At 43.6% G+C, this 19,319-nt stretch carries 18 protein-coding genes; 5 read left to right on the top strand and 13 right to left on the bottom strand.

What is annotated here, in order from left to right; all coding sequences use genetic code 11:
- The first annotated feature begins 31 nt into the window (after positions 1-31).
- Positions 32-1,618: a vitamin K epoxide reductase family protein gene (locus WC615_RS01735; protein WP_372976424.1), complete on the top strand. Its 1,587-nt coding sequence runs from the start codon at positions 32-34 to the stop codon at positions 1,616-1,618.
- Positions 1,619-1,651: 33 nt separating this feature from the next.
- On the opposite strand, the gene WC615_RS01730 is transcribed toward WC615_RS01735, so the two are convergent.
- From WC615_RS01730 to WC615_RS01715, 4 genes are all read right to left on the bottom strand, one after another.
- Positions 1,652-2,362 carry a glycosyltransferase family 32 protein gene (locus WC615_RS01730; protein ID WP_372976423.1) on the bottom strand — a complete coding sequence of 237 codons (711 nt, stop codon included), beginning with the start codon at positions 2,360-2,362 and terminating at the stop codon, positions 1,652-1,654.
- Positions 2,359-3,216: a hypothetical protein gene (locus WC615_RS01725; protein ID WP_372976422.1), complete on the bottom strand. Its 858-nt coding sequence runs from the start codon at positions 3,214-3,216 to the stop codon at positions 2,359-2,361. The genes WC615_RS01730 and WC615_RS01725 overlap by 4 nt, the downstream gene beginning before the upstream one ends.
- Entirely contained in the window at positions 3,216-4,310 is a 1,095-nt protein-coding gene (locus tag WC615_RS01720; RefSeq protein ID WP_372976421.1) for a glycosyltransferase family 2 protein, read from the bottom strand. The genes WC615_RS01725 and WC615_RS01720 overlap by 1 nt, the downstream gene beginning before the upstream one ends.
- 241 nt (positions 4,311-4,551) lie before the next feature.
- On the bottom strand, positions 4,552-5,091 hold the full coding sequence (locus WC615_RS01715) for a hypothetical protein (RefSeq protein WP_372976420.1): 540 nt from the start codon (positions 5,089-5,091) through the stop codon (positions 4,552-4,554).
- 441 nt (positions 5,092-5,532) lie between these two features.
- Between WC615_RS01715 and WC615_RS01710 the strand changes: the two genes are divergently transcribed.
- Together WC615_RS01710 and WC615_RS01705 are read left to right on the top strand one after the other, a co-directional pair.
- Positions 5,533-7,896, top strand: coding sequence for a carboxypeptidase regulatory-like domain-containing protein (locus WC615_RS01710; RefSeq protein ID WP_372976419.1), 2,364 nt, complete (start codon positions 5,533-5,535; stop codon positions 7,894-7,896).
- Between the two features lie 233 nt (positions 7,897-8,129).
- Positions 8,130-8,627: an RNA polymerase sigma-70 factor gene (locus tag WC615_RS01705; protein WP_372976440.1), complete on the top strand. Its 498-nt coding sequence runs from the start codon at positions 8,130-8,132 to the stop codon at positions 8,625-8,627.
- Between the two features lie 843 nt (positions 8,628-9,470).
- Here WC615_RS01705 and WC615_RS01700 read toward each other — a convergent pair.
- The 5 genes from WC615_RS01700 to WC615_RS01680 all read right to left on the bottom strand — a co-directional run bounded on the left by WC615_RS01700 (position 9,471) and on the right by WC615_RS01680 (position 13,919).
- Positions 9,471-9,836: a hypothetical protein gene (locus WC615_RS01700; RefSeq protein WP_372976418.1), complete on the bottom strand. Its 366-nt coding sequence runs from the start codon at positions 9,834-9,836 to the stop codon at positions 9,471-9,473.
- 134 nt (positions 9,837-9,970) lie between these two features.
- Positions 9,971-10,360, bottom strand: coding sequence for a hypothetical protein (locus WC615_RS01695; protein WP_372976417.1), 390 nt, complete (start codon positions 10,358-10,360; stop codon positions 9,971-9,973).
- A gap of 6 nt (positions 10,361-10,366) precedes the next feature.
- On the bottom strand, positions 10,367-11,236 hold the full coding sequence (locus WC615_RS01690; protein ID WP_372976416.1) for a hypothetical protein: 870 nt from the start codon (positions 11,234-11,236) through the stop codon (positions 10,367-10,369).
- A gap of 340 nt (positions 11,237-11,576) precedes the next feature.
- Complete coding sequence (locus WC615_RS01685; protein WP_372976415.1) at positions 11,577-12,242, bottom strand: response regulator; 666 nt, start codon at positions 12,240-12,242, stop codon at positions 11,577-11,579.
- Between the two features lie 3 nt (positions 12,243-12,245).
- Positions 12,246-13,919 (bottom strand): lipoprotein, encoded by a 1,674-nt coding sequence (locus tag WC615_RS01680; RefSeq protein ID WP_372976414.1) that lies wholly within the window; start codon positions 13,917-13,919, stop codon positions 12,246-12,248.
- A gap of 539 nt (positions 13,920-14,458) precedes the next feature.
- On the opposite strand from WC615_RS01680, the gene WC615_RS01675 reads away from it, so the two are divergent.
- Both WC615_RS01675 and WC615_RS01670 read left to right on the top strand, forming a co-directional pair.
- On the top strand, positions 14,459-15,451 hold the full coding sequence (locus WC615_RS01675; protein WP_372976413.1) for a hypothetical protein: 993 nt from the start codon (positions 14,459-14,461) through the stop codon (positions 15,449-15,451).
- 115 nt (positions 15,452-15,566) lie between these two features.
- Positions 15,567-15,776 (top strand): hypothetical protein, encoded by a 210-nt coding sequence (locus WC615_RS01670; protein WP_372976412.1) that lies wholly within the window; start codon positions 15,567-15,569, stop codon positions 15,774-15,776.
- On the opposite strand, the gene WC615_RS01665 is transcribed toward WC615_RS01670, so the two are convergent.
- The 4 genes from WC615_RS01665 to WC615_RS01650 are packed head-to-tail and all read right to left on the bottom strand — an operon-like array spanning position 15,777 to position 19,315.
- Positions 15,777-16,217: a hypothetical protein gene (locus tag WC615_RS01665; protein ID WP_372976411.1), complete on the bottom strand. Its 441-nt coding sequence runs from the start codon at positions 16,215-16,217 to the stop codon at positions 15,777-15,779. It lies immediately after the preceding gene.
- Positions 16,218-16,224: 7 nt separating this feature from the next.
- Positions 16,225-16,728 carry a hypothetical protein gene (locus WC615_RS01660; protein ID WP_372976410.1) on the bottom strand — a complete coding sequence of 168 codons (504 nt, stop codon included), beginning with the start codon at positions 16,726-16,728 and terminating at the stop codon, positions 16,225-16,227.
- The gene (locus tag WC615_RS01655; RefSeq protein WP_372976409.1) at positions 16,725-18,359 is read right to left on the bottom strand and encodes a hypothetical protein; all 1,635 of its coding nucleotides are present in this window, start codon (positions 18,357-18,359) and stop codon (positions 16,725-16,727) included. The genes WC615_RS01660 and WC615_RS01655 overlap by 4 nt, the downstream gene beginning before the upstream one ends.
- The gene (locus WC615_RS01650) at positions 18,356-19,315 is read right to left on the bottom strand and encodes a DUF4407 domain-containing protein (protein WP_372976408.1); all 960 of its coding nucleotides are present in this window, start codon (positions 19,313-19,315) and stop codon (positions 18,356-18,358) included. Before WC615_RS01650 ends, WC615_RS01655 begins: the two co-directional genes overlap by 4 nt.
- Positions 19,316-19,319: the final 4 nt, after the last annotated feature.

Here is a 19,319-nt window from a genome sequence, read left to right as displayed (position 1 = left end):
CAAAGTAATTATTGAATTTTTAGTGAATGATATGATCAATGATAATATTACGATTACCCTTTTTAAATATTTACAGCACCTAAAAATTCCGATAACCAAAAGTTCAATCTCTGACGAACTCGAAAAGCACCCGGATCGTAACAGTTTACTTGCCATAAGTGAGGTTTTAGAATATTGGGATGTAGCAAACGAAGCATTTAAAATTCATGAAGATGGGTTAGATGATATCCCTGTTCCTTTTATTGTTTTTCTTGATCAAAATGACGGGGAATTTGCATTAGTAAATAAAGTTGATAAGGATTTTGTTTCGTTAAGTAATGACAAGTGGAACAATCACAAAATGCCGAGAGGTGTATTTGAGTCTCTGTTTAACGCAACTGTTTTGATTGCCGAAAACACGGAAGGGGCCGGATTACCGGATTACAAGCAAAAAAGGAAGGAAGAATTGATCAATAATTACAAATTTCCTTTCCTAATAGTAGCGTCTATACTGCTTTTATTATTATCCCTCAACTTACAGCCATCCTATTTAAAAAATATTACAGTTTCGGTCGCTATACTTACGCTACTTAAATTTGCCGGGATCGTGGTTTCCATACTGCTGCTCATCCAAAGCGTCGACTCGAACGACCCGCTTATTTCCCGGCTATGTAGAATTGGCAAAAAATCTAATTGCAATTCCATTCTGTCATCCCCTGCCTCCAATCTAATTAAAGGGATCAGTTGGTCTGAAGTTGGCTTTTGTTATTTTACCGGCACTTTTCTGTTGTTAATATTTAACTCAACTTCGCCTGCAATAATGTGCATATTGGCCCTCTTTAACCTTTTGTGCCTCCCTTATACTTTCTTTTCGATTTTTTATCAATGGCGAATTGCAAAAGCCTGGTGCCCGTTTTGCGTGAGTATTCAGGCCATATTTTGGCTCGAGTTTTTTGCACTGCTACCGGTTTCAAAATCGCTGTCGCATCTGCAACTGATAACCTTAGCAGATGTGAGTACGCTGATGATCTGTTTTCTTTTACCTTCTTTGTTGTGGGCTTTTATTAAACCATTTGCCTTAAAGGTGAAAGCGCTGGAGTCGGTCAAGGGTGAGTTGGTTAATTTTAAATACAAAAGAGATCTTTTTGAATATCAACTTAGTAATCAAGCTCAGTATAAACTCCTGGACCGTGAAAATTCGATAATTGTTGGTAACAGCGGTTTAGAGACCGTGATTACAATGGTTTCAAATCCTTATTGTGTAGCTTGTAAAAAAGCCCATGTAACATTGAATGAACTTATTCGTGTAAAAGATGACGTTACGCTGCAAGTGGTATTTAGCGATGGGGACATCACAACAGATCCGGAGCGTAAAGCAGTTAAGTATTTTTTGGGGTTATCAAATATTGTAGAAAATATGGCGCTGCCTATCAATCACTGGTACCAGACGAAAGGTGATAAGTATAACTCGTTAACAAGTTCCTTTCCTGATGCAGATTTAAGTTCAGTACAAGAAATGCTCGACAACCAAAGCAATTGGTGTGACAGAACGAATATTATCGCTACGCCCACCATATTTATAAACGGGAGAAGGCTACCGTACGGTTATCAGGTTGAGGATCTAAAATATTTGATATAGGCTGACCGGCGCCAACTGTGATAAGTAGTTTGGTCATTGTTTTATACCTACAGATTCCCACCAGTTACCCCAAAAATAATGCACAGCATAACTGTCACTTATTTTTTCTTCGATGGCTGTACTTACGTCACCCGCCATTACCATCCTGGCATCCTCGAGCGTCAGCGGATAGATCAGTTCAGCCGGAAGAAGTGTGATCCGTTGCTTTTGCTGATATTCGTCATAAGCTTTTGACAGTAAAAAAGGCCCTGTTGATTCTAAAACATCTAATACTGTGTTGTGATCTTTTAGCTTCACATCTATTAAATTTTCGTAGATTTTGGTAAAGAAATCATGTTCAGGAATGCCGGCCATAAAAGCGTTGCATATGATCCGGTCTTTAGAAAAGCGTTGAGCGTGTTCTTTGGGTTCAATGCCAAACACGCATTCCTTTCCCTGCAATAATGGTTCAACACTCCTTAAACATTCAAAATCTATATCCACATAAAGCCCTCCAAATTTTAGCAGCGTAAGATACCGGACTGCATCCACGCGCTGAATAGCAGTGCTGTAACTGTCATATTGGGTAACAAAATCCGGCCAGTAGTCGCCTATGAAATCTCTGTTTGCCTTATCCGTCCACAGTTTATACGTCCACTCCGGGTGGTGCTCCTGCCATGTTTCCGCAAGCATGGCAAAATGTTTCGGAACATCGGTGCTTTTCCAGGTTTGATGAATTATTTGGGGGATCGTCGGCTCACTCATATGAATTGGTTAAATGCTTTGTTAACAAAATACCGGATCAATACCTCCTCGTCTTGATTTAGCCCCAATTGTTTTTTGGAATAAGCTATAAAATCCGGATAGGAGGGCTTTAGAATATCCGATGATGAAGACGGTTTGTTCTCTGCAACCCTTTTATTTAAAGCCAACCACCGGTTTAACCAGCTCTGGTTTCCCGGCAATTTTTTCTTATAAATAATATTGTAGTTGTTCATCATCACCTGCTTAATCAATTCTATATTTTCATCATATTGAATATCCAGCAATTGTTGTAATTGAGGATCTATCGTCTGTCCATTGGGTTCCGGAACATGTTCTTCGCTGAACTTTTGATGGTATATACTGATGCTGCTGTATATATGAAGTGCCAGTGTTATGATGTCTGAAGCAGGGCCGGCTTTACTTAAGGCGGCAAGAAAGATCGCTGATGTTTCCTGTAAAACGAACAGCATGTTCAGGTCAAACCTGCTGCTACCGTTAAAAGGGAAATCATGTAAACCGTATTGTAAGCTATTGGGGGGGAAATCCATAAAAACAGAATCAAATTCCTCCTGATCACGGATAAAAGATGACGGATGTTCATTAAAGTATTTTTGGAAGTAGTTGTGTAAAAACAATACAAAATCATTTTTATCCTCCTTAACCAGGATGGTGAAGTGAATAGCATCACCCCTGAAAGTACTGAAGTGGCAGATATAAGACATGTCATATCGTGCGGAAGACAGATCCAGGAAAGGAATGACCGCACGTTTTATCAGCTTTTGCCATCCATCCCTGGGATAAAATAGCGATACATAGAGGAAATCGTTCCGTTTAACGTAATTGATAGCTGCCATTATAATAACACCGGATGTGTGTAGTCAAAATTTTTAAAAACTTCTCCCTGACCAAAGTTCCCCTCATTGACCGCAATTGTTTTTTGCAACTGGTTTTGACCGGCCTTGTACCGGTTCCTTAAAATAGAGTAGGAATGTTGAACTGAGCTGATGATTTGAGGATTCGTGACCAGGTAAAAGCATTGATCATGAACACGGATAGTTTTCAAATCTGAGTTTTCATAAGTTACATTACCCGTAAATTTTTTAGATACTTCATCGGTAAAATCAATCATATTGCCGGATAATTGCCAATCCCCGTTCACCCAGGTACGATCTTTCAGTTCACAGGAGCGTTTTTTTAACATATTCAACTTTTTGCCGGCATGAAGGGTGGCCTTGTCCGTCACTGTCCCTATAGAAAAAGTATGGTTATCAAACAGATAAAGCAATTCGCTTTCCGATGGGGTAATATAGTGTACATATAAGCTGAACGGTACATTATTAATATGATTTACAGTTCTTTCCTCATTCGGATGACTAATGGCTTTTAAGTATTTCGGATCTTTAAGCAAGATCCTTCTTCTTCCTAAAAGCGCTAATCGATTCGCTAAATCGACATCCTCCATACCGTAATCAGCCATCGATTCATCGTATCCTTCTGCTTTTAACAGGTCTGACTTTTTACAGCAAACTCGTCCTAATACATCTGTTGGGTTGTTTGAAACCCGCTTACCGATAGTGGTTATAAAGGCATCCGGGTTGTTACTCAGAAGAGTGTTCATATACGTCGCGTAACCTTTTCCTGTAAAATTATCGGCATCAATAAAACAGATGATGTCCCCCCCGGCAAGCCTTATCAGCATGTTTTTTGAATGGGAACGATGAAAGCTTTGCGGGGTGATCGTTCTGTAGTACACCACTTTTTTGTCTTCAATATAACCGGTGCAATGCTCCCTGACCCATTTTTCCATCCCGTCACCCGAATTGTAATCCAGCAAAATGTGCTCAACATTGTCATAATCCATATTGTCTTCAATGTTCCGGATAAAGGTTTCCTTTAAATGGTGAAGCCTGTTCATCGAAACTGTACAAAAGGAAATTTTATAACCCATAAGAAATTAACGGTAAATGTTCCAGATTGTTCAATATACAACTTATCAACCTTTTTGCCGTAGCTTCCTATAACATCTTGTTCGTCAACTGTGAAATATTACGTAAAATGTGGGGGCAGGACAGATTGATCAATTTAAATTGTCAAGTTTTGTCCAGGTCATTACAGTAATGATTAAGTTTAACACGTTGTGTTAGCTTTGTCCGGACATTTATTCTGCTATTTCCGTGGAAAAGACTGCCTCAGCAACCGCATTGATAAGGCCCTGGGTCATGCTCATCTGGTTGCCCGGGGAATTCTCCCATTGGTCTTTTTTCAGGATCAGCGTGTACGGCGTATTGTACATCAGGATACGCAATTCCTGCGGCTCTGTTAAGGTAACGTAAAAGTAATAAGGTCCTGTTTTGGTATTGGGCTGCGTAACGGGTTGACATGCGGTAAAAATAGCACGTTGACCGATATCCATCAACACCAAGTTTTGAACAACAATTCAAGCGCGATGACGTTGCTACCAGACTAAGACCTGCCGTTAACTCGTTATTCCTAAAAACCGTGTAATGGCTATGGTCAGCAGTATTGGGCATGACTTGTTCGGCAGCAAGGGAACGTAGTAATTTGCCCGGAAGAAAAAGTAAAAGCGCTTCAAAGTCTAAACCGAAAACAGTTCGTTTACCAGCTTTAGATTCAATTTTAAGTTTAGCAAACGCTTCGCTCTTACCAGTTAAGTAAGTGGCATCGGTACGGTCGATATTAGCAGGCGGAAACCGAAATAAAGTAGCCATTGTCCCAAAGATGTGATTTGACCCGTTAATAGAAAATTGCAAAAGTAATCGGCGTCAATATGACTCTGGTCGATTGAGAATAGCCCCAAAGACCGGAGGTACAAATACAACGACAGTCGAAAGACATCGGGAACTAACAGGGAAACCGGGAGCGACAGTTCCTTGTCGCCCAAAAGCTTGTTCCGGAATTTTTACATAGCGGCGGAGGTAGCCCTAACAGGATTGAGATGAAATTTGTGATACTCTGTACCCTGAAGTTCGACCCGTCAAAATACCGTAAAGTTCAGCGTTATTCTTCTTGCGCACTTTTGCTTAATTGAATTTTTTTATGACTGGGTGGGTTTTAATTGTATTTTCAAGAATTGGCGCAGTCAGCTATTCCCCCATAGGAAACAGCATTTCATATAGGGAATACTGCAACAGCTTTTCGATGCCATGCTTATGAAAAAAATCTCCTTTTATCTTATAATGACACTTTTGCCCTTGCTGTCTTTTGGCCAGGTAGCACTTATCCGGGGAACAGTCTCCAACGGCCTGACTAACCAGCCGGTTAACGGCACCAGTATCCGGGTTTCGGGCACGGATGCTGGTGCCGTTTCTGATTCGCTGGGTAATTATAGCCTTACATTACGGCCGGGCAATTATACCCTGACGTTTTCAAAGGTGGGATTTAAAACCATATTGCTTGCCGATATCCAAATAAGCACGGTTAAGCCTACCATTCTGGATGTGGCCATGGAGCAAATTACAGCGAGTTTAAATGAAGTTAAGATCGTGGGCAACCGGCGCCTCAACAAAACAATGGAAAGCCCGCTATCGCTTAGGAGTATTGGCGTGTCGGAGATCAAACGAAACCCCGGCGGCAACCGTGATATATCAAAGGTGATACAATCGCTTCCGGGCGTTTCGTCGCCGGTTAGTTTCCGTAATGATATTATTATCAGGGGCGGCGCGCCTAACGAGAACCGCTTTTACCTGGATGGGGTTGAGATACCTAATATCAATCATTTTGCCACCCAGGGTTCCTCAGGCGGGCCGGTGGGTCTTATCAATGTCGACTTTATCAAAGAAGTGAATTTTTATTCGGGCGCTTTTCCGGCAAACCGTGGCAATACCCTGAGTTCGGTTTTTGAGTTCAACCAAAAAGATGGCCGTGCCGACAGGTTGGGTGCTACACTTTCTGTTGGATCAAGCGATCTGAGCGCAACCATTGAAGGCCCCCTGGGAAAACGTACTACCTACCTGGCTTCGTACAGGTACTCGTACCTGCAAGGCTTGTTCAAACTGCTAAAACTGCCATTCTTGCCCTCGTACCAGGATTTTCAGGTTAAGTTAAAAACTAAACTCGGCAATAAGGATGAGCTGACCTTTATTGGCCTGGGGGCGATAGACAGATTTAAACTTAATCTATCCGCAGACAGCACCGAAGAAAACGAGTATACCCTGGCTACTATCCCCGTAAACACCCAAAATAATTATACCGTGGGCGCCACTTATAAACACTTCAGGCCGAAAGGTTATATTTTGGTTGTGGGCAGCAGGAGCTATTTAAACAATAATGCGATAAAGTATAGAGACAACCAGGAAAACCTTGGCAGGATACTCGACTATACTTCTGCAGAAGCTGAAAATAAGTTGCGTTTGGAAAGCAACAGCCAGCAAGGCCTTTATAGGGTCAATATCGGGACAGGAGCGGAGGCAGCCCATTATAGTACAAACACATTTAACGTGTTACCCTATGGCAACCAAGCGTACAATTCGGCCATTAACTTTTTTAAATATAACCTATTTGGGCAGGTAAGCCGCCCGTTTTTTAACAACCTGCTATCCTTGTCATTTGGTTTAAGGTCCGATGCAAATACCTTCTCATCGGGAATGAACGACCTGTCAAAAACGATTTCACCCAGGTTTTCGGCATCGCTAAACCTCAGTGAGCGGCTAAGCATCAATTTCAATACCGGGATCTATTATCAGTTACCGGCCTACACCGTGCTGGGCTACCGCGACAGTTTAAATGCGCTGGTTAACCGTAATGTTAACTATATCCAAAATAAGCAACTTGTACTGGGGTTCGAATATAATTTGCCGAACACACGTTTTACCGTTGAGGGATTTTATAAATATTACTCGCATTATCCCATCATTAAAACCCTTAATGATTCTATTCCATTAGCGAATCTCGGGGCCGATTTCGGCGTAGTGGGTAATGATCCTGTCGTTGGCGAAAGCCATGGGCGCAGTTATGGAATAGAGCTTTTCGCGCAGCAAAAACTTACCAATGGATTTTACGGCATATTTGCACTTACACTTTATAAAAGTGAGTTCCAGAACAAGAAGGGGGTTTACACACAATCGTCATGGAACAACCGGTACATCCTTAGCCTGACCGGTGGCAAGCTTCTGAAAAGGAATTGGGAAGTTGGCGCCAAATTCAGGCTGACCGGGGGCAGCCCGTACACCCCTTATGATCAGTCCTTATCCTCTCTTAAAGCAAACTTTGATGTTTACCCGCAAGGCATACCGGCTTTTAACCTGTTAAATACGCAGGTGCCTGGCTTGTTTTACCAACTGGATGCACGGATAGACAAGAAATACTATTTCAAGCATTATGCATTCAATTTTTACTTCGATATGCAAAATGTTACCGGTTATACCTACAACAGACAACCTGTCATTGTGCCCGTCAGGGACGGGGCCGGCAATGTGTTGGATGTGCCCGGCGATGCGAGCAGGATCCAAACAAAATTTCTGGCAAAAAAAGGAGGGAATATACAGCCCACCCTCGGCCTGATATTTGAATTTTAAACGAAATTATAAAGCATTAAACAGAGCACAAAAAACCTATGCCGGATTTGTTCCTGAAGAGACCTCAGTGAATTACAAGTTTGCCCTCAAGCGCTCTCCGGTCATTCTAACCCACTGCAAACTGACAATATCGTGTCACCATTATGCTTACGGTTGTCCCTTATCTTTGTAATGCCCAGGTATGGATATCAATGGTGAAATGGTGATGAGGCACCCACTTTCAAACGTACGCACTGCTGGCGATGCAGTATGTCGACGATATATTTGTGGCCGAAGACATCGTACAGAACGTATTCATAAAATTTTGGGAAACCCCCGATATATTGGAAAACGCATCAGCATTAAAGGCCTATCTGGGCCGTATGGTTATTAACAGCGCTATCAATCATTTGAAAAGAAATAAAAACCTGGAACGGCACCACAACACGATCCTAAGTGAACTAACAGAGCAGGACGTATACCAGCAGTTTTACGAACAGGAACTCAAAGTAGCTATCTATAAAGAAATAGACCTGCTGCCCGATAAATGTAAACAAGTATTCAAGCTAAGCCGGTTTGACGGGCTAAAGTATAAAGAAATCGCGCAGATCCTGGACTTAAGCGAACGTACTGTAGAAAACCACATCGCGAACGCGCTCAAGGTATTACGAAAAAAAATATTTTCTGACAAAATCCCTAAAAATGCAAAGATCAGTATTTACAAACTTTTACTGATCCTGATTGGCGCGTAACAAGGCATTGCCCTTATATTGGGTTACACGGTATTTTTTAGAGAATCCTATCGGAGCATCATAGCGTATGCTTAATTTTATATAATCTTAAGCCGCCGACTTGAAAGGATTCGAATCGATAATCATTGAATTATAGCAAGTTAAGGTTTTTCTCCTTATAAAGAATTGATATCGAACCAAAAAAGCCCTCAAAATCAATGACTTTGAAGGCTTTCTATTCTCTTGTGAACCCTATTGGACTTTTTTCGAACCATTTTCTTGAAGAACTAAAGCAAATCGCTGGCGTTTTCTAAATGGTTCGAGCCCAGTCTGGGGATCGGCAATTGTAAAAGCGATTAAGCAATTAAATCGCCAGAAGATTCGATATTAAATAGTCAGGGTTCCTGAAATTTTGAAAAATGGCCACTATACTAGTATATAAATGCAAATTACATCGCTTTCAGGAGTTCATTGTTTTTTGAACCTAAATTAGCAATAGATTTGACAACTTTCAAAAGTTGTCAAATCTGCTTTTCAAATTGCAACAGGCAATTATCAACAATGGTATTGTCGTACGACAAAAGCAACGGTGAACAAAAGATAATGATCTGACTTTAATTCCCCAGACTGGACATAATTCTAACCAATTTCTTGAAAATTTAAAGATGCTGATTAACATATAGCTTATTACAATATTCTGTTCTATTAGAGGTGAAGTTTTTAAAGGCGCTCCAAGAGATCGCATAGCCGAATATGTTTAAGTCGACAGTGCTATGAAATATAAAGAGGTTCGAGTTTTTGCTCGAACCTCTTGCGGGCATTTTAAAGTTATTTCTTTCCTATGATGTTAACAGAAGATAGTTATTATAATTTCGGACTACGGAAGAATATATTTTTCATGTCATTTACAATGATTGTATATCCCGATGCCGTTGGAAGAATAATACCTCTAAAGTAGGCTTTGCTCGCTTTAAAAGTATTGATAACTTTTATGTCTGTTGGAGTATTACGTGTCTTTAGTGCGACAACAACTGAAACGATAGATTTCCCCTTATCGCTTCCTATCTCCAAAACTGCAATAGAGTCTTGAAATGCCTTACCGGCGATAATATGGTCATCAAGATATACCATTTCACCTACGTGATCTTTAGCCTCTTCTGATTTAATAGTTACTTGAGAGAATCCTTTTATTGATAAGAACAAAAAGAAAAATAAGAAAATTAATCTCATAGCATTATTAAATTAGGTGGGTGATTAACTTGTACCAAATCCTTTAAAATTGAGGTTCATCCGTTGATTTCGGAGCGTTTGTAAAGGACGTATAACCTCATCCGACGTTAGCTAGCTTTTTTTATCTTAAATGTTTAGTTTCTGTACTTATTAGTATATATAATATGCCCTTTTGTATCTTCCCCATCTATTATTATGATAAAGCCAGATGCGGCAGGTATTACCACCCCTATAAAACTTGCTTCAGCGCGTTTTATAGTTCCTATAAATCGCTCATCAAGACCATCAACGGTATGGCGTTTTTTTAAATAAATTACGGAACAAGCATCTTTATCCAATACTCCCCCCACTTTTATAACAGCAATAGAGTCACTTACAATTATGCCTGATCGTATGGTATCCTTCAAATGAACCATTTTCCCTACGTAAGTACCCGCATCTTTTGCTTTAATGGTTGGAATATTTTGAGCAAAAACGGGTAGGGACAATATAGATATAAAAGCAATTAATAAAATTTGTTTCATGGTAATTTAGTGTTGGTAAGGGTCTGGGTTTGAAGGGGGATTGCCATCTCCCATTTCTGGCGGAAATCCCAAATCTTTTAAAAATTGGGGTTCATTTGTAGTTGTAGTTGCAGGGGCAGTAAAATTATAGCCGCTTCCTACCTGTGAACCGAGAATAAAGTTGTTGATGATTAAATCGTAATTACTTTGAGAAGTATCACCATTATTGACGTAATTTTCCCATGCAGCGTTAAAATTTTTCTGTGCCTGGGTAGTGGGATTTTGAACCTCAATGCGTTTTGCCATATCTAATGCGTTAAAGTCAACATTAGCTTGTTTTTCCACTAAGGCTTCAAATAAAAAAGCATCCGCTTCTCTATTGACATTATTTGCGTATTGGTCTGGTGCTATAGTATATTGAAAATTATGATACATTTCATGTGCCACGGTTTTTAAATCCCATGACAATAAAGTAGTATTGTCATTCAATAACGTTCCAAAATCATATTCATTTTTTTGAGCGCTAAATGTCGCTTCTGTATCTTGGGCTGCGGGATTATGCGTGATGCTTGGTGGCACCACTGCCGGGTGATCGATGTAATATTTATCCAAGGCCATCAGCATTTTATCACCTGCTTGGGAACTATCCAAAGCTTTTAGTACTTTTTCAAAGTTAGCTTTTTCTTCAGGAGTAATTGATTTAGAGTCAAACTTAAATGTGCTCATTAAGTGGCTAACCATTTCCGGGTGAAGTGGTGTTATGACTGGGGCGCTTGGTGCGCCGGATGATGATGAGCCACCAGTACCACCACCGCTGCCTGATCCGTTACCGCCGCCGCCATATGGTGGGAAGAAATAGGGTGGAGGTGGTGTAGTTGGGTGCCCAATAATGGTCACACCGCTTCCGTACCGGCCTCCAATTTCAGGATCAAGGTTAAATTATTCTTAATTAATGGTGAATATTTGAAATTAAATATCTCGCTGATTAATCACGATCTTAGAGGCATTTGACCTTATTCGCTATAAACCCAAAAGTGCTCGATGAAGTTTAAACGAAAATTGAAAATAAAAAATAATAATAACGCTTTGAGTGCCGGGATCCCGGGGCAATCAGGCCAAATGATCTCGGAACCGGCAGGTCTCCCGGACCTTGTTCCTGAACCACCCTCGGTTTACCGGGAGGCCATCCAGGCGTTTCAACTTAAATAACCGGGTTCTTCAAAAAAAATCCTCGATACTAAATGATCTTTCTGTCTTTGCAGTAGGCGATGAGTTGTTCATTCTTGGTAAATCCCAGTGATTCTTTGATCTGGTTGAGCCGCTTTTCAATGCTACTCAGACTCGTCGGTTTCATCCCTTTTTCTTCCAGGTAATCCGGGATCTTTTTCTGGAATGTTCCCCGGGCCAGTTGTCCGATAATGGCTATATCGTAATTACTAAACTTAAAAACGTTCTTATTCCTGACGGTCTGCAGAAAGGCGGCCGGGATATATTTCCTGCCCCTATGAATGCTTTCCAAGGCCGTTTTCAGGTCCAGTGTATCCGTGCGGCCCTTATGCACATAACCATCAATTGCGAGTTCCTGAAAAAGCCCGTTGACCACGGCGGCACTCGGCTCTGCGGAAAACACCAGGACCTTCAGGTCCGGTTGCTGGTCCCGTGCAGCCCTGATCAGTTCCGCGCCGTCACTGAGCTTTTGCTCCCGCCCGTCGTCAACGAATGACAGGTCAGTGATCAGCAGATCGTAGGGCGTGCCATCACGCATGCCGTTTTTCAACCTTAAAAGGGCATCATCACAGTAATAAGCATATTTAACATTCGTGATCTCCATGTCTTTTAAGGTCTGTTGCACCCAGAAATTTGTGCTTTGCTGGTCTTCGGCTATCAGTACTTGATTGAACATAATTTAGGATTTAAGCAGCCGGAAAGTGATCTGTATTTCCAAACCCTTGCCAGCGCTGCTGACAAATTTAATTTCACCGCCAATAGCATTTATACGGTTTCCCGTATTTTTCAAACCGTTATTCGGTGCATGACCCTCTTTAAAGCCAACGCCGTCATCAAAATAGGTGATCATGTAACAACCTTCCTGTTGACTGAATTTGACCAGGACGTTAGTCGCGAGACTATGTTTCTGCATATTTACCATCAACTCCTGTAAAACGTATTTGAGTTCCGGCTTGAACGCAGCAGGCAGCTGCTGCCAGAATTCTTTTTCGTTCCCCACCAGAACCACCGCGGTCGCGTCCGTGGCAAACCCGGTCAAAAGTTCGTCTATCTTCTCCGTAAAATACTCATCGGCATCCGTGTTGATCTCATAGGAAAGATCACGGGCAAGCTGGTAGACCTCATCTATATTGTCCTCCAGCCAGACTTTATCCACTGCCGGATCGTGCTGAACTCTTTTCATGATCCGGTAAATGTCGTTCGCCAGGGTATCATGGACTTTTTTAGCGTCCTTTTGCCTGGTTTCGATGACTGCATTTTGTTTATCAAGCTCCTGCTGCCGTTTTCTTTTCCTGTACCATAAAACAGAAAAACCAGCTGCCAGAAGAAAGACCACCAGGGCGCCGTAAAAACGAATACTTTGTTTGATCAGCTGCAATTTTTTGTCGGCGTTGTCTTTTTGCAGGGTGAGGTTTTCCGCCTTTGCCTTATCAACATTGTAACGGATCAACGCAAATTGATTTTTAGCGGCATTCCTGGCTGTTTGCACGCTGTCATTCAAACGCCTGAAACGACTGAAATATGATTTGGCATCAACTGCCGGGCTAAGATAGATCAGCCTGCTTAAAGCTTCGATCTGCTCATCCGGGCTTTGGATCTGCCGGGAGACGGTGTACATCGCCTTTGCGAAGAGCAAGGCGGAATCCGGCCTCGGGCGACGATAATAATCCGTCAGGTGGGAGTAACTCGAATTCTGCCCCCAAAGGTCCCCGGAGCGCTTCCGGATAGCAAGCGCTTCCCGTAAAGGAGCAGCCGCATGGAAGCCCGGATCGGCCAGCCATCGCGTGATGGCCAGGTTCGTCAGTGCCCGCGCATAATCCGGGTTCCTCGTTTTGATCTTTTCAAGCAGCCGGCGGTACAGCGCGGCAGCCTCCTTGTATTTCCCTTTTTGCTGCCATTCGTAAGCCATGTTGTTCCATACCTGGTTCAAAAGATTGGAATCCGGGTCAAAACGCAGCGCCTGACCATAAAAAGACAGGGCGCCGTCCCGGTCTTTCAGTTCCGACCGCGCCAGGCCCAGGTCATTGTAGTCGCCTGCTATATAAACATGATGTGTTTGATTACTTTCCCGAAGATATTTCAACGAGTTCAAAAGGCTTTCCTGAGAGCCGTAATAATCCCCGGCCCGGTACTGGATCTGCCCCATGGCACTGTAAGCCATCGCGATCTGTAAACTGTCACGGGACTGCACGGCGACCTGGTTAAAATAAAAGAAGGCGGAATCCGGTTTCACCTGTAGCAGGCTGTACGCTTTACGGTATAAAGACCAGTCGGGACCGGATCTTTGAGGCGGCGACTGTTGGCAGCCCGCCAGCAGAAAGGCTAAGGTTAAATAGAGCAGGAACTTTTTCAAGAAAACTTTTTACTAAAGTTAAGAAAAAACGCCGGAAAAAAAGTAAGGCAAGCCGGAGCTTGCCTTACTGCTATCTGAAGGACCGATCAATGAGGCGGCGGCGGAGGCGGCGGGGGAGACTGACCTTTGTCGCCGCCGGCATCCGTATCAAGTGTGGTTACCTGTCCACTGTTGTCATTATGGTGGTTATGGTTATGCGCAGGGCATGACAGTGCCATGAAAATGGCGAAAAATAAGTTGAACATCTTACTAAAAATTAATGGTTAATGATGCTGCCTGTCCCCGGGACTATCCCGGGGATCCTGCAGATTAATTTTTGGGAAGTAGCGTTTGAAAACGGGAGCTTTGATCTGCTTCCCAAGCCGGATACCGGCCCCCGCTTTCGTCGCGCTGTTTAATCATTTTTCGTGCACTGCCCCGACCGGCCGACCGGGGTTTGTTTTGATTATGAAGCAAATGTATAGTCGCTTAAAAGACTTATTTGCAGTCGATTCCTGCATTTCCTATAAATCCTACGCAATTCCTGCCTGATTCCTGAAATGCCTGTTTGGTTTACAAAAAATCCATTAGCTTTAGGCCTTGATCTTTTTAAAATGTCTGAAAATGAATACCGGGAATTGGTACTGGCGGCGTTCGACCGCGCGTTTAAAGCCAATCGTTTATCGCAGGAACTGGTACTACCGACAGCCGGAACTTTAAAGGCCGAAGCCATCAAAGTTTGCAGCAAAAGGTTTGATCCAAATGATGAGACAGTCCTCGGCTCTTTTATTAAATCGGAACCGGGGGCAGCATCTTACCTTCGTGCGATCCAAAATTGCGATTACCAATTATTTAGACCATTAAGTACTTTTTTAAACGATCGTACAAGGGGTACTACTTTTAGAAATATTCAGCTACTGGCCTGGCTGATCGATTTTAAGCCACGACCCTTTCATCCCGCGCTTGTCATTCCGGCAGCTGGTGCAGCGGATCCTGAACCAATCATTTCTATACCGACTGGAAATGATGAAGAAAACGATTCTGTAGATAATATACCGCCCTTACCTGGCCATGATATGAATACATCCACAGAAATAAAAGATGAGGAGAATGGCGTGCTAATAGCGCCTTCGGTCGATAGCAAAAAGAAGCCGGGCGGTCAGGGCGAAAAGTCAGATAAAACGATAGATAAACGATGGCTGATCGGAATTGCCGCGATGCTAATAGGGGGAGTGTTGATATGGCGATTTTTGCCAACCAGTCATAACTGCATGTACTGGGACAACGATCACTATATCGCGACCTCCTGCAACGTACCGAGGACAGATACGCCCCTGGTCCGCCTGGACCCTGCCAAATTACGCGGATTCCGACGGCTCCACCACGTTGATACCCTGACCTATTATTCTGTAGATAAGCTTTGGTACGTACGGGTAGGGGGGATTATAGAAGTCTATTCAGCCTATGGAAAACATCCATTATATCCGGATAAGAAACTCGCGCCATTGACCTACTACGCGGTCAATGTTTGCCAGAAACAACACGGGTACTAATTGTATCAGCATTACGGGAAACCATAAAGCGAAGTTCAGGCAGAACTTTATTTTTGGATCATCAAAAATAAAGACGACATTCAACTAAACTATTGAAGCCTAACCCTAAACGCTCATGAAGACCCTTTTCCTGCTGATCGCGCTTTCAGCACATTTGCCAACAATCCCCAAAGGCAGTGTGTATATCTGTGACAGCCCCACCGCCAAGAAATACCACCTCCGGAACGATTGCCGCGGCCTCAGCCGCTGTACCCACCGGATCATCGAAGTCACGCTGGAGGAAGCCAAAAAGAGAAAATTCGAACTTTGCAAGTTTGAGGACTAGCTAACCGGTCCGTTTGTGTTTGGCGGCTTCAATTTGATGCACAAAATCGATCAGCGCTGCTGTAGGCATATTTTCGGTACGGAAAATGATCTTGGCGCCACCGTCCGATGTGATCGTGCAGACCTGTCTGCGTGAGATAAAATAACCTACGATCAGGAAAAATGCGATAAATAAGGATATAACGACCTCCGGTGCACCGCCGTTGCGTGTTGTTGCCAGTGCCAAGCCTCCCGCACCGGTCAGGGCGCCAAGTATCCAAAGTAAAGGATAAGAAATAGACAATACTTGTACAGAGCTGATCTTTTCCAGCATGATCGAGATGAAATTGGACTGGCCCCAAATCTTATTATTGTACCTGACCCGATGGGTAGTCAGGGTCACCATTCCATTTTCTGTAAAGGAGAGTACGGACTCTTCGGGTAATAATTGCTCTTTATTCATTATTGTATTATCTGATGGTTGGTATAGCAGGTGTAGGGATAAAGGCTTGCAGGAATATCCCCAGAGAAAACAGCAATACGATGGCTAACCCGGTCAGCATGACTGCTCTGACCACTGACAGGCCGATATTGTTCTCGCTTAATTCGACAGACAAGGATTGTCCCTTAAATATCTGACCCGATAAAACGCCTTCCAGGCCGGCAGCAATGCAGTAGGCAAAGAACAGACCACAGCAGCAGATCAGTAAAAAACTCCAGCATGCTGCCGAATTTAAACCGCCGTTGCCGGCGGAGATCAGCAAAAAGTCACGTACCGGCGCGAAAAGGCCGGTGATCAGTATCAGGGAGGCGAGTAGCCTGCCGGCGAGCACAATGGATTGGGCAAGATTGGGGGACGCTTTGGGATAATGTTTTTTTCTGAAATAATAAGCGATCAGGCTTATCAGTAAATAGCTGAGGATCAAGCTCATGCCAAAGGCTGCGCCCCCGGAGATTAAAAATGATGATTTCATATTGATGGTTTGTTGATAAGGTAAATTTCCCAATAGTCCATGTGATCTATCTCCGGGCTAAGTTGCCCGGGAGAAAAACCTTTGGAAGTGGTCTCCCAAAGTACGTAACGGTCTTGTCCGGCTGTTTTTGCCGATCCGGGCAAAGGCAGGTCGATCCCCAGCAAAGAATGCCGGAAAGCATCACTGCCCGCGATCGCGACCTTATAATGGTAATGGTTTAGCACCGTAAATAAAAACAGCGTCCTGGTGTCACAGTCGCCCTGGAAGTTGGCCATAAACTCAACCGGCGATTGCACACCGTAGGGCACATAGCCCAGGCAACCAGCAATATTTCCGGCAGGTGATGCCGAAAGCAAATCAGTGTTATCTGACGAACAGGTGCCGTCCGTGATTGTATTATAAGGAATATCCTGGACGAAACTCACCAACATGCCCGCGAAGTTTGCCTCATCAAGGTTCCTGGCTTTGCGGAGGCTGTCAAACAAGGGATAGATCCCCTGCATCCTGTTTTCGTCCGATAAACTCATGTTCCGATAGACATCTGATAAGCCGCTGACACCTTTCATGCGTAAGTGTTCGTTCTCCGCTGCCCGGAAAGCGGACTTCAATACCCTGACATCACCCTCATATTGGTTGCCGCTCAGGTCTTCCCAGGCCCGGTGATGAATGATCCACTGGTCAGCGCCTGTTGTATCCCTGTTTGTGTCTTTAAGCGACTTTTTAACAGGTTTCGTGCGCGAATAATCCCGTGTATCCGGTTGGTGCACCGGGGCTTTTACCGGGGATCTTTTTGAACCGCGAAAAACGGAAACCGCCAGCCCTCCGAAGTAAAAAAGGAAAAAGAGCAGGTAAATGACAGCGGAGAATACCCTTGAGAAACGCCGGTTGGTCAATCGGGAAATCAATAATATCGATAAGATGATCCCGATAAAAATGATCCCGGGCCAGGATAAGCTGATCAAAAAGAATAAAAATAAAATGCAAAGCAGGATACCCGCCAGGAGCCCGAACGCGGAAGCTGTAGTGACCCGGTTGTTTCGCACGGTATACCAGCTCCCCCAGTGCAGGCTACCCGTATGATAGCGGTACTGGTCACGACGGTAACGGTTACCGCCGGTGTAAGAAAATTCATGTCCCGCGGTCCTGGTCCATTCGGGGTGATTGCTGAGCGGCATTGCACCGCTGGACGGGGCGACCGGATCGGAGATAAAATGCTCTTTCCGGACAATGGTTTCTTTCATTTCCAAAAGAGAACCGTAAAGCGTCCCGGAGATACTGCCCAGTTGTTCCGTCCCTTCTTTGGTGACCAGTGATATTTTTGGATCGGCGATCTTTGGTTCGGAAATGTTGAGTTTAAAAAATGATTCTGATTTGGGATCGTAACAATTGACGGATTGAGCGAATGTGCCGCTAAAAGTTTCCAGGCTTTTGTTCTCCGGAAAATCGCCCTCCGCATCGTTCTTGACCTTTTCTAGTATAACCTCAACATCGTAAACATGCATGTCGAAGAACTCGGTCTTTGCCCGGCTCAATTTATCTATTCGTTGCGCGTGGTATTTCCCCCGGAACGTTCCTTTAAGGTACGTCCTGTGGGCCGCCATGACTTTTTCCTCCGACCAGTAGCTTTTCATCGATATAACTTTAAGAAATCCTCCTGCCCGTTGAAAGTCCGGCGATCTGCTATCTTTTTCGTGTTATACGGCGCATCGGCATAGGTTTCATGTACTTTGGTTTGGATCCCATATTTCTCAAAAAAGATCCGCTCGAAATCCAGCTTAAAATCCCGGTATGCATTAATCACAATAGAATTATAAATCTCACTTTTATGTTTAAAATAAGGGTTAGCCAGGTTCAAGGTCCTCTTCAGGTAAATAGGTAACAGGAAAATAAAAATGATCAGCAAGGTAAATAACCAGGCTGCGATAAAAGAACGGTTACCTGTAACGAGCTCCAGCCGCTGTACGAAATAGTCGGCACGTCCAATGACAAATTCGATCCGTTCAAAGGCCTCTGTCTGCTCAGCCCTTAATTCGTCGAGTTCGGCACGGAGGGGCGCTATATCGGCTTCAGGATAATGCAGAGCTTCCTTTTTCCTGATCTTTGCTGACAATGCCTTTTCCTCGCGCGAGGCGGCTTTTACGACCTTTTGCTCCGCTTTACGGATACTTTCCTGTTTGATCAGTTCGATCTTTTCAGAGAGCAGCGGTTCAAAAAACCAGGCTTCCAGCGGTTTGGAAATAAAGACGGCGAACAGGATAACAAAGCCCGCGCGGAGGCTTAAGGACAGGTGTTTGATCACCCCTTTATTTTTGAACTGCAGGACAGGCTTTGCCAGTGTTGTCAGCAACAGTAAATAAATGTTATTGATCATCCAGGCAAAGAACAGGGCGACAGGTACCGCCAGCCAGGGGCTATCAAATAACATCTGGAAAGTATACCAGCAGGAAAAAAAGCTAATGATGAAAACAACCAGCGTGATCGCGCCGACCAGGGCAAAACGGTCCCTGATCCCCCGGTGCGCACAGATCCGGATAATCCCGATGTCCTCACCGGAAAACCGCCAAAAATAATTGGATTGCTCGGTCATGGCT

Origin of the sequence: Mucilaginibacter sp. (assembly GCF_041663085.1) — a bacterium.
GTDB lineage: Bacteria > Bacteroidota > Bacteroidia > Sphingobacteriales > Sphingobacteriaceae > Mucilaginibacter.
The sequence above is the reverse complement of the archived record's forward strand: the minus strand, read 5'-3'. Positions and strand labels throughout refer to the sequence as shown.

Excerpts from the sequence above, each read along its gene's own strand:
- WC615_RS01735 (WP_372976424.1), top strand. The coding sequence starts at position 32 with ATGATCAATGATAATATTACGATTACCCTTTTTAAATATTTACAGCAC.
- WC615_RS01730 (WP_372976423.1), bottom strand. The coding sequence starts at position 2,362 with ATGAGTGAGCCGACGATCCCCCAAATAATTCATCAAACCTGGAAAAGC.
- WC615_RS01725 (WP_372976422.1), bottom strand. The coding sequence starts at position 3,216 with ATGGCAGCTATCAATTACGTTAAACGGAACGATTTCCTCTATGTATCG.
- WC615_RS01720 (WP_372976421.1), bottom strand. The coding sequence starts at position 4,310 with ATGGGTTATAAAATTTCCTTTTGTACAGTTTCGATGAACAGGCTTCAC.
- WC615_RS01715 (WP_372976420.1), bottom strand. The coding sequence starts at position 5,091 with ATGGCTACTTTATTTCGGTTTCCGCCTGCTAATATCGACCGTACCGAT.
- WC615_RS01710 (WP_372976419.1), top strand. The coding sequence starts at position 5,533 with ATGAAAAAAATCTCCTTTTATCTTATAATGACACTTTTGCCCTTGCTG.
- WC615_RS01700 (WP_372976418.1), bottom strand. The coding sequence starts at position 9,836 with ATGAGATTAATTTTCTTATTTTTCTTTTTGTTCTTATCAATAAAAGGA.
- WC615_RS01695 (WP_372976417.1), bottom strand. The coding sequence starts at position 10,360 with ATGAAACAAATTTTATTAATTGCTTTTATATCTATATTGTCCCTACCC.
- WC615_RS01685 (WP_372976415.1), bottom strand. The coding sequence starts at position 12,242 with ATGTTCAATCAAGTACTGATAGCCGAAGACCAGCAAAGCACAAATTTC.
- WC615_RS01675 (WP_372976413.1), top strand. The coding sequence starts at position 14,459 with ATGCCTGTTTGGTTTACAAAAAATCCATTAGCTTTAGGCCTTGATCTT.
- WC615_RS01670 (WP_372976412.1), top strand. The coding sequence starts at position 15,567 with ATGAAGACCCTTTTCCTGCTGATCGCGCTTTCAGCACATTTGCCAACA.
- WC615_RS01665 (WP_372976411.1), bottom strand. The coding sequence starts at position 16,217 with ATGAATAAAGAGCAATTATTACCCGAAGAGTCCGTACTCTCCTTTACA.
- WC615_RS01660 (WP_372976410.1), bottom strand. The coding sequence starts at position 16,728 with ATGAAATCATCATTTTTAATCTCCGGGGGCGCAGCCTTTGGCATGAGC.
- WC615_RS01655 (WP_372976409.1), bottom strand. The coding sequence starts at position 18,359 with ATGAAAAGCTACTGGTCGGAGGAAAAAGTCATGGCGGCCCACAGGACG.
- WC615_RS01650 (WP_372976408.1), bottom strand. The coding sequence starts at position 19,315 with ATGACCGAGCAATCCAATTATTTTTGGCGGTTTTCCGGTGAGGACATC.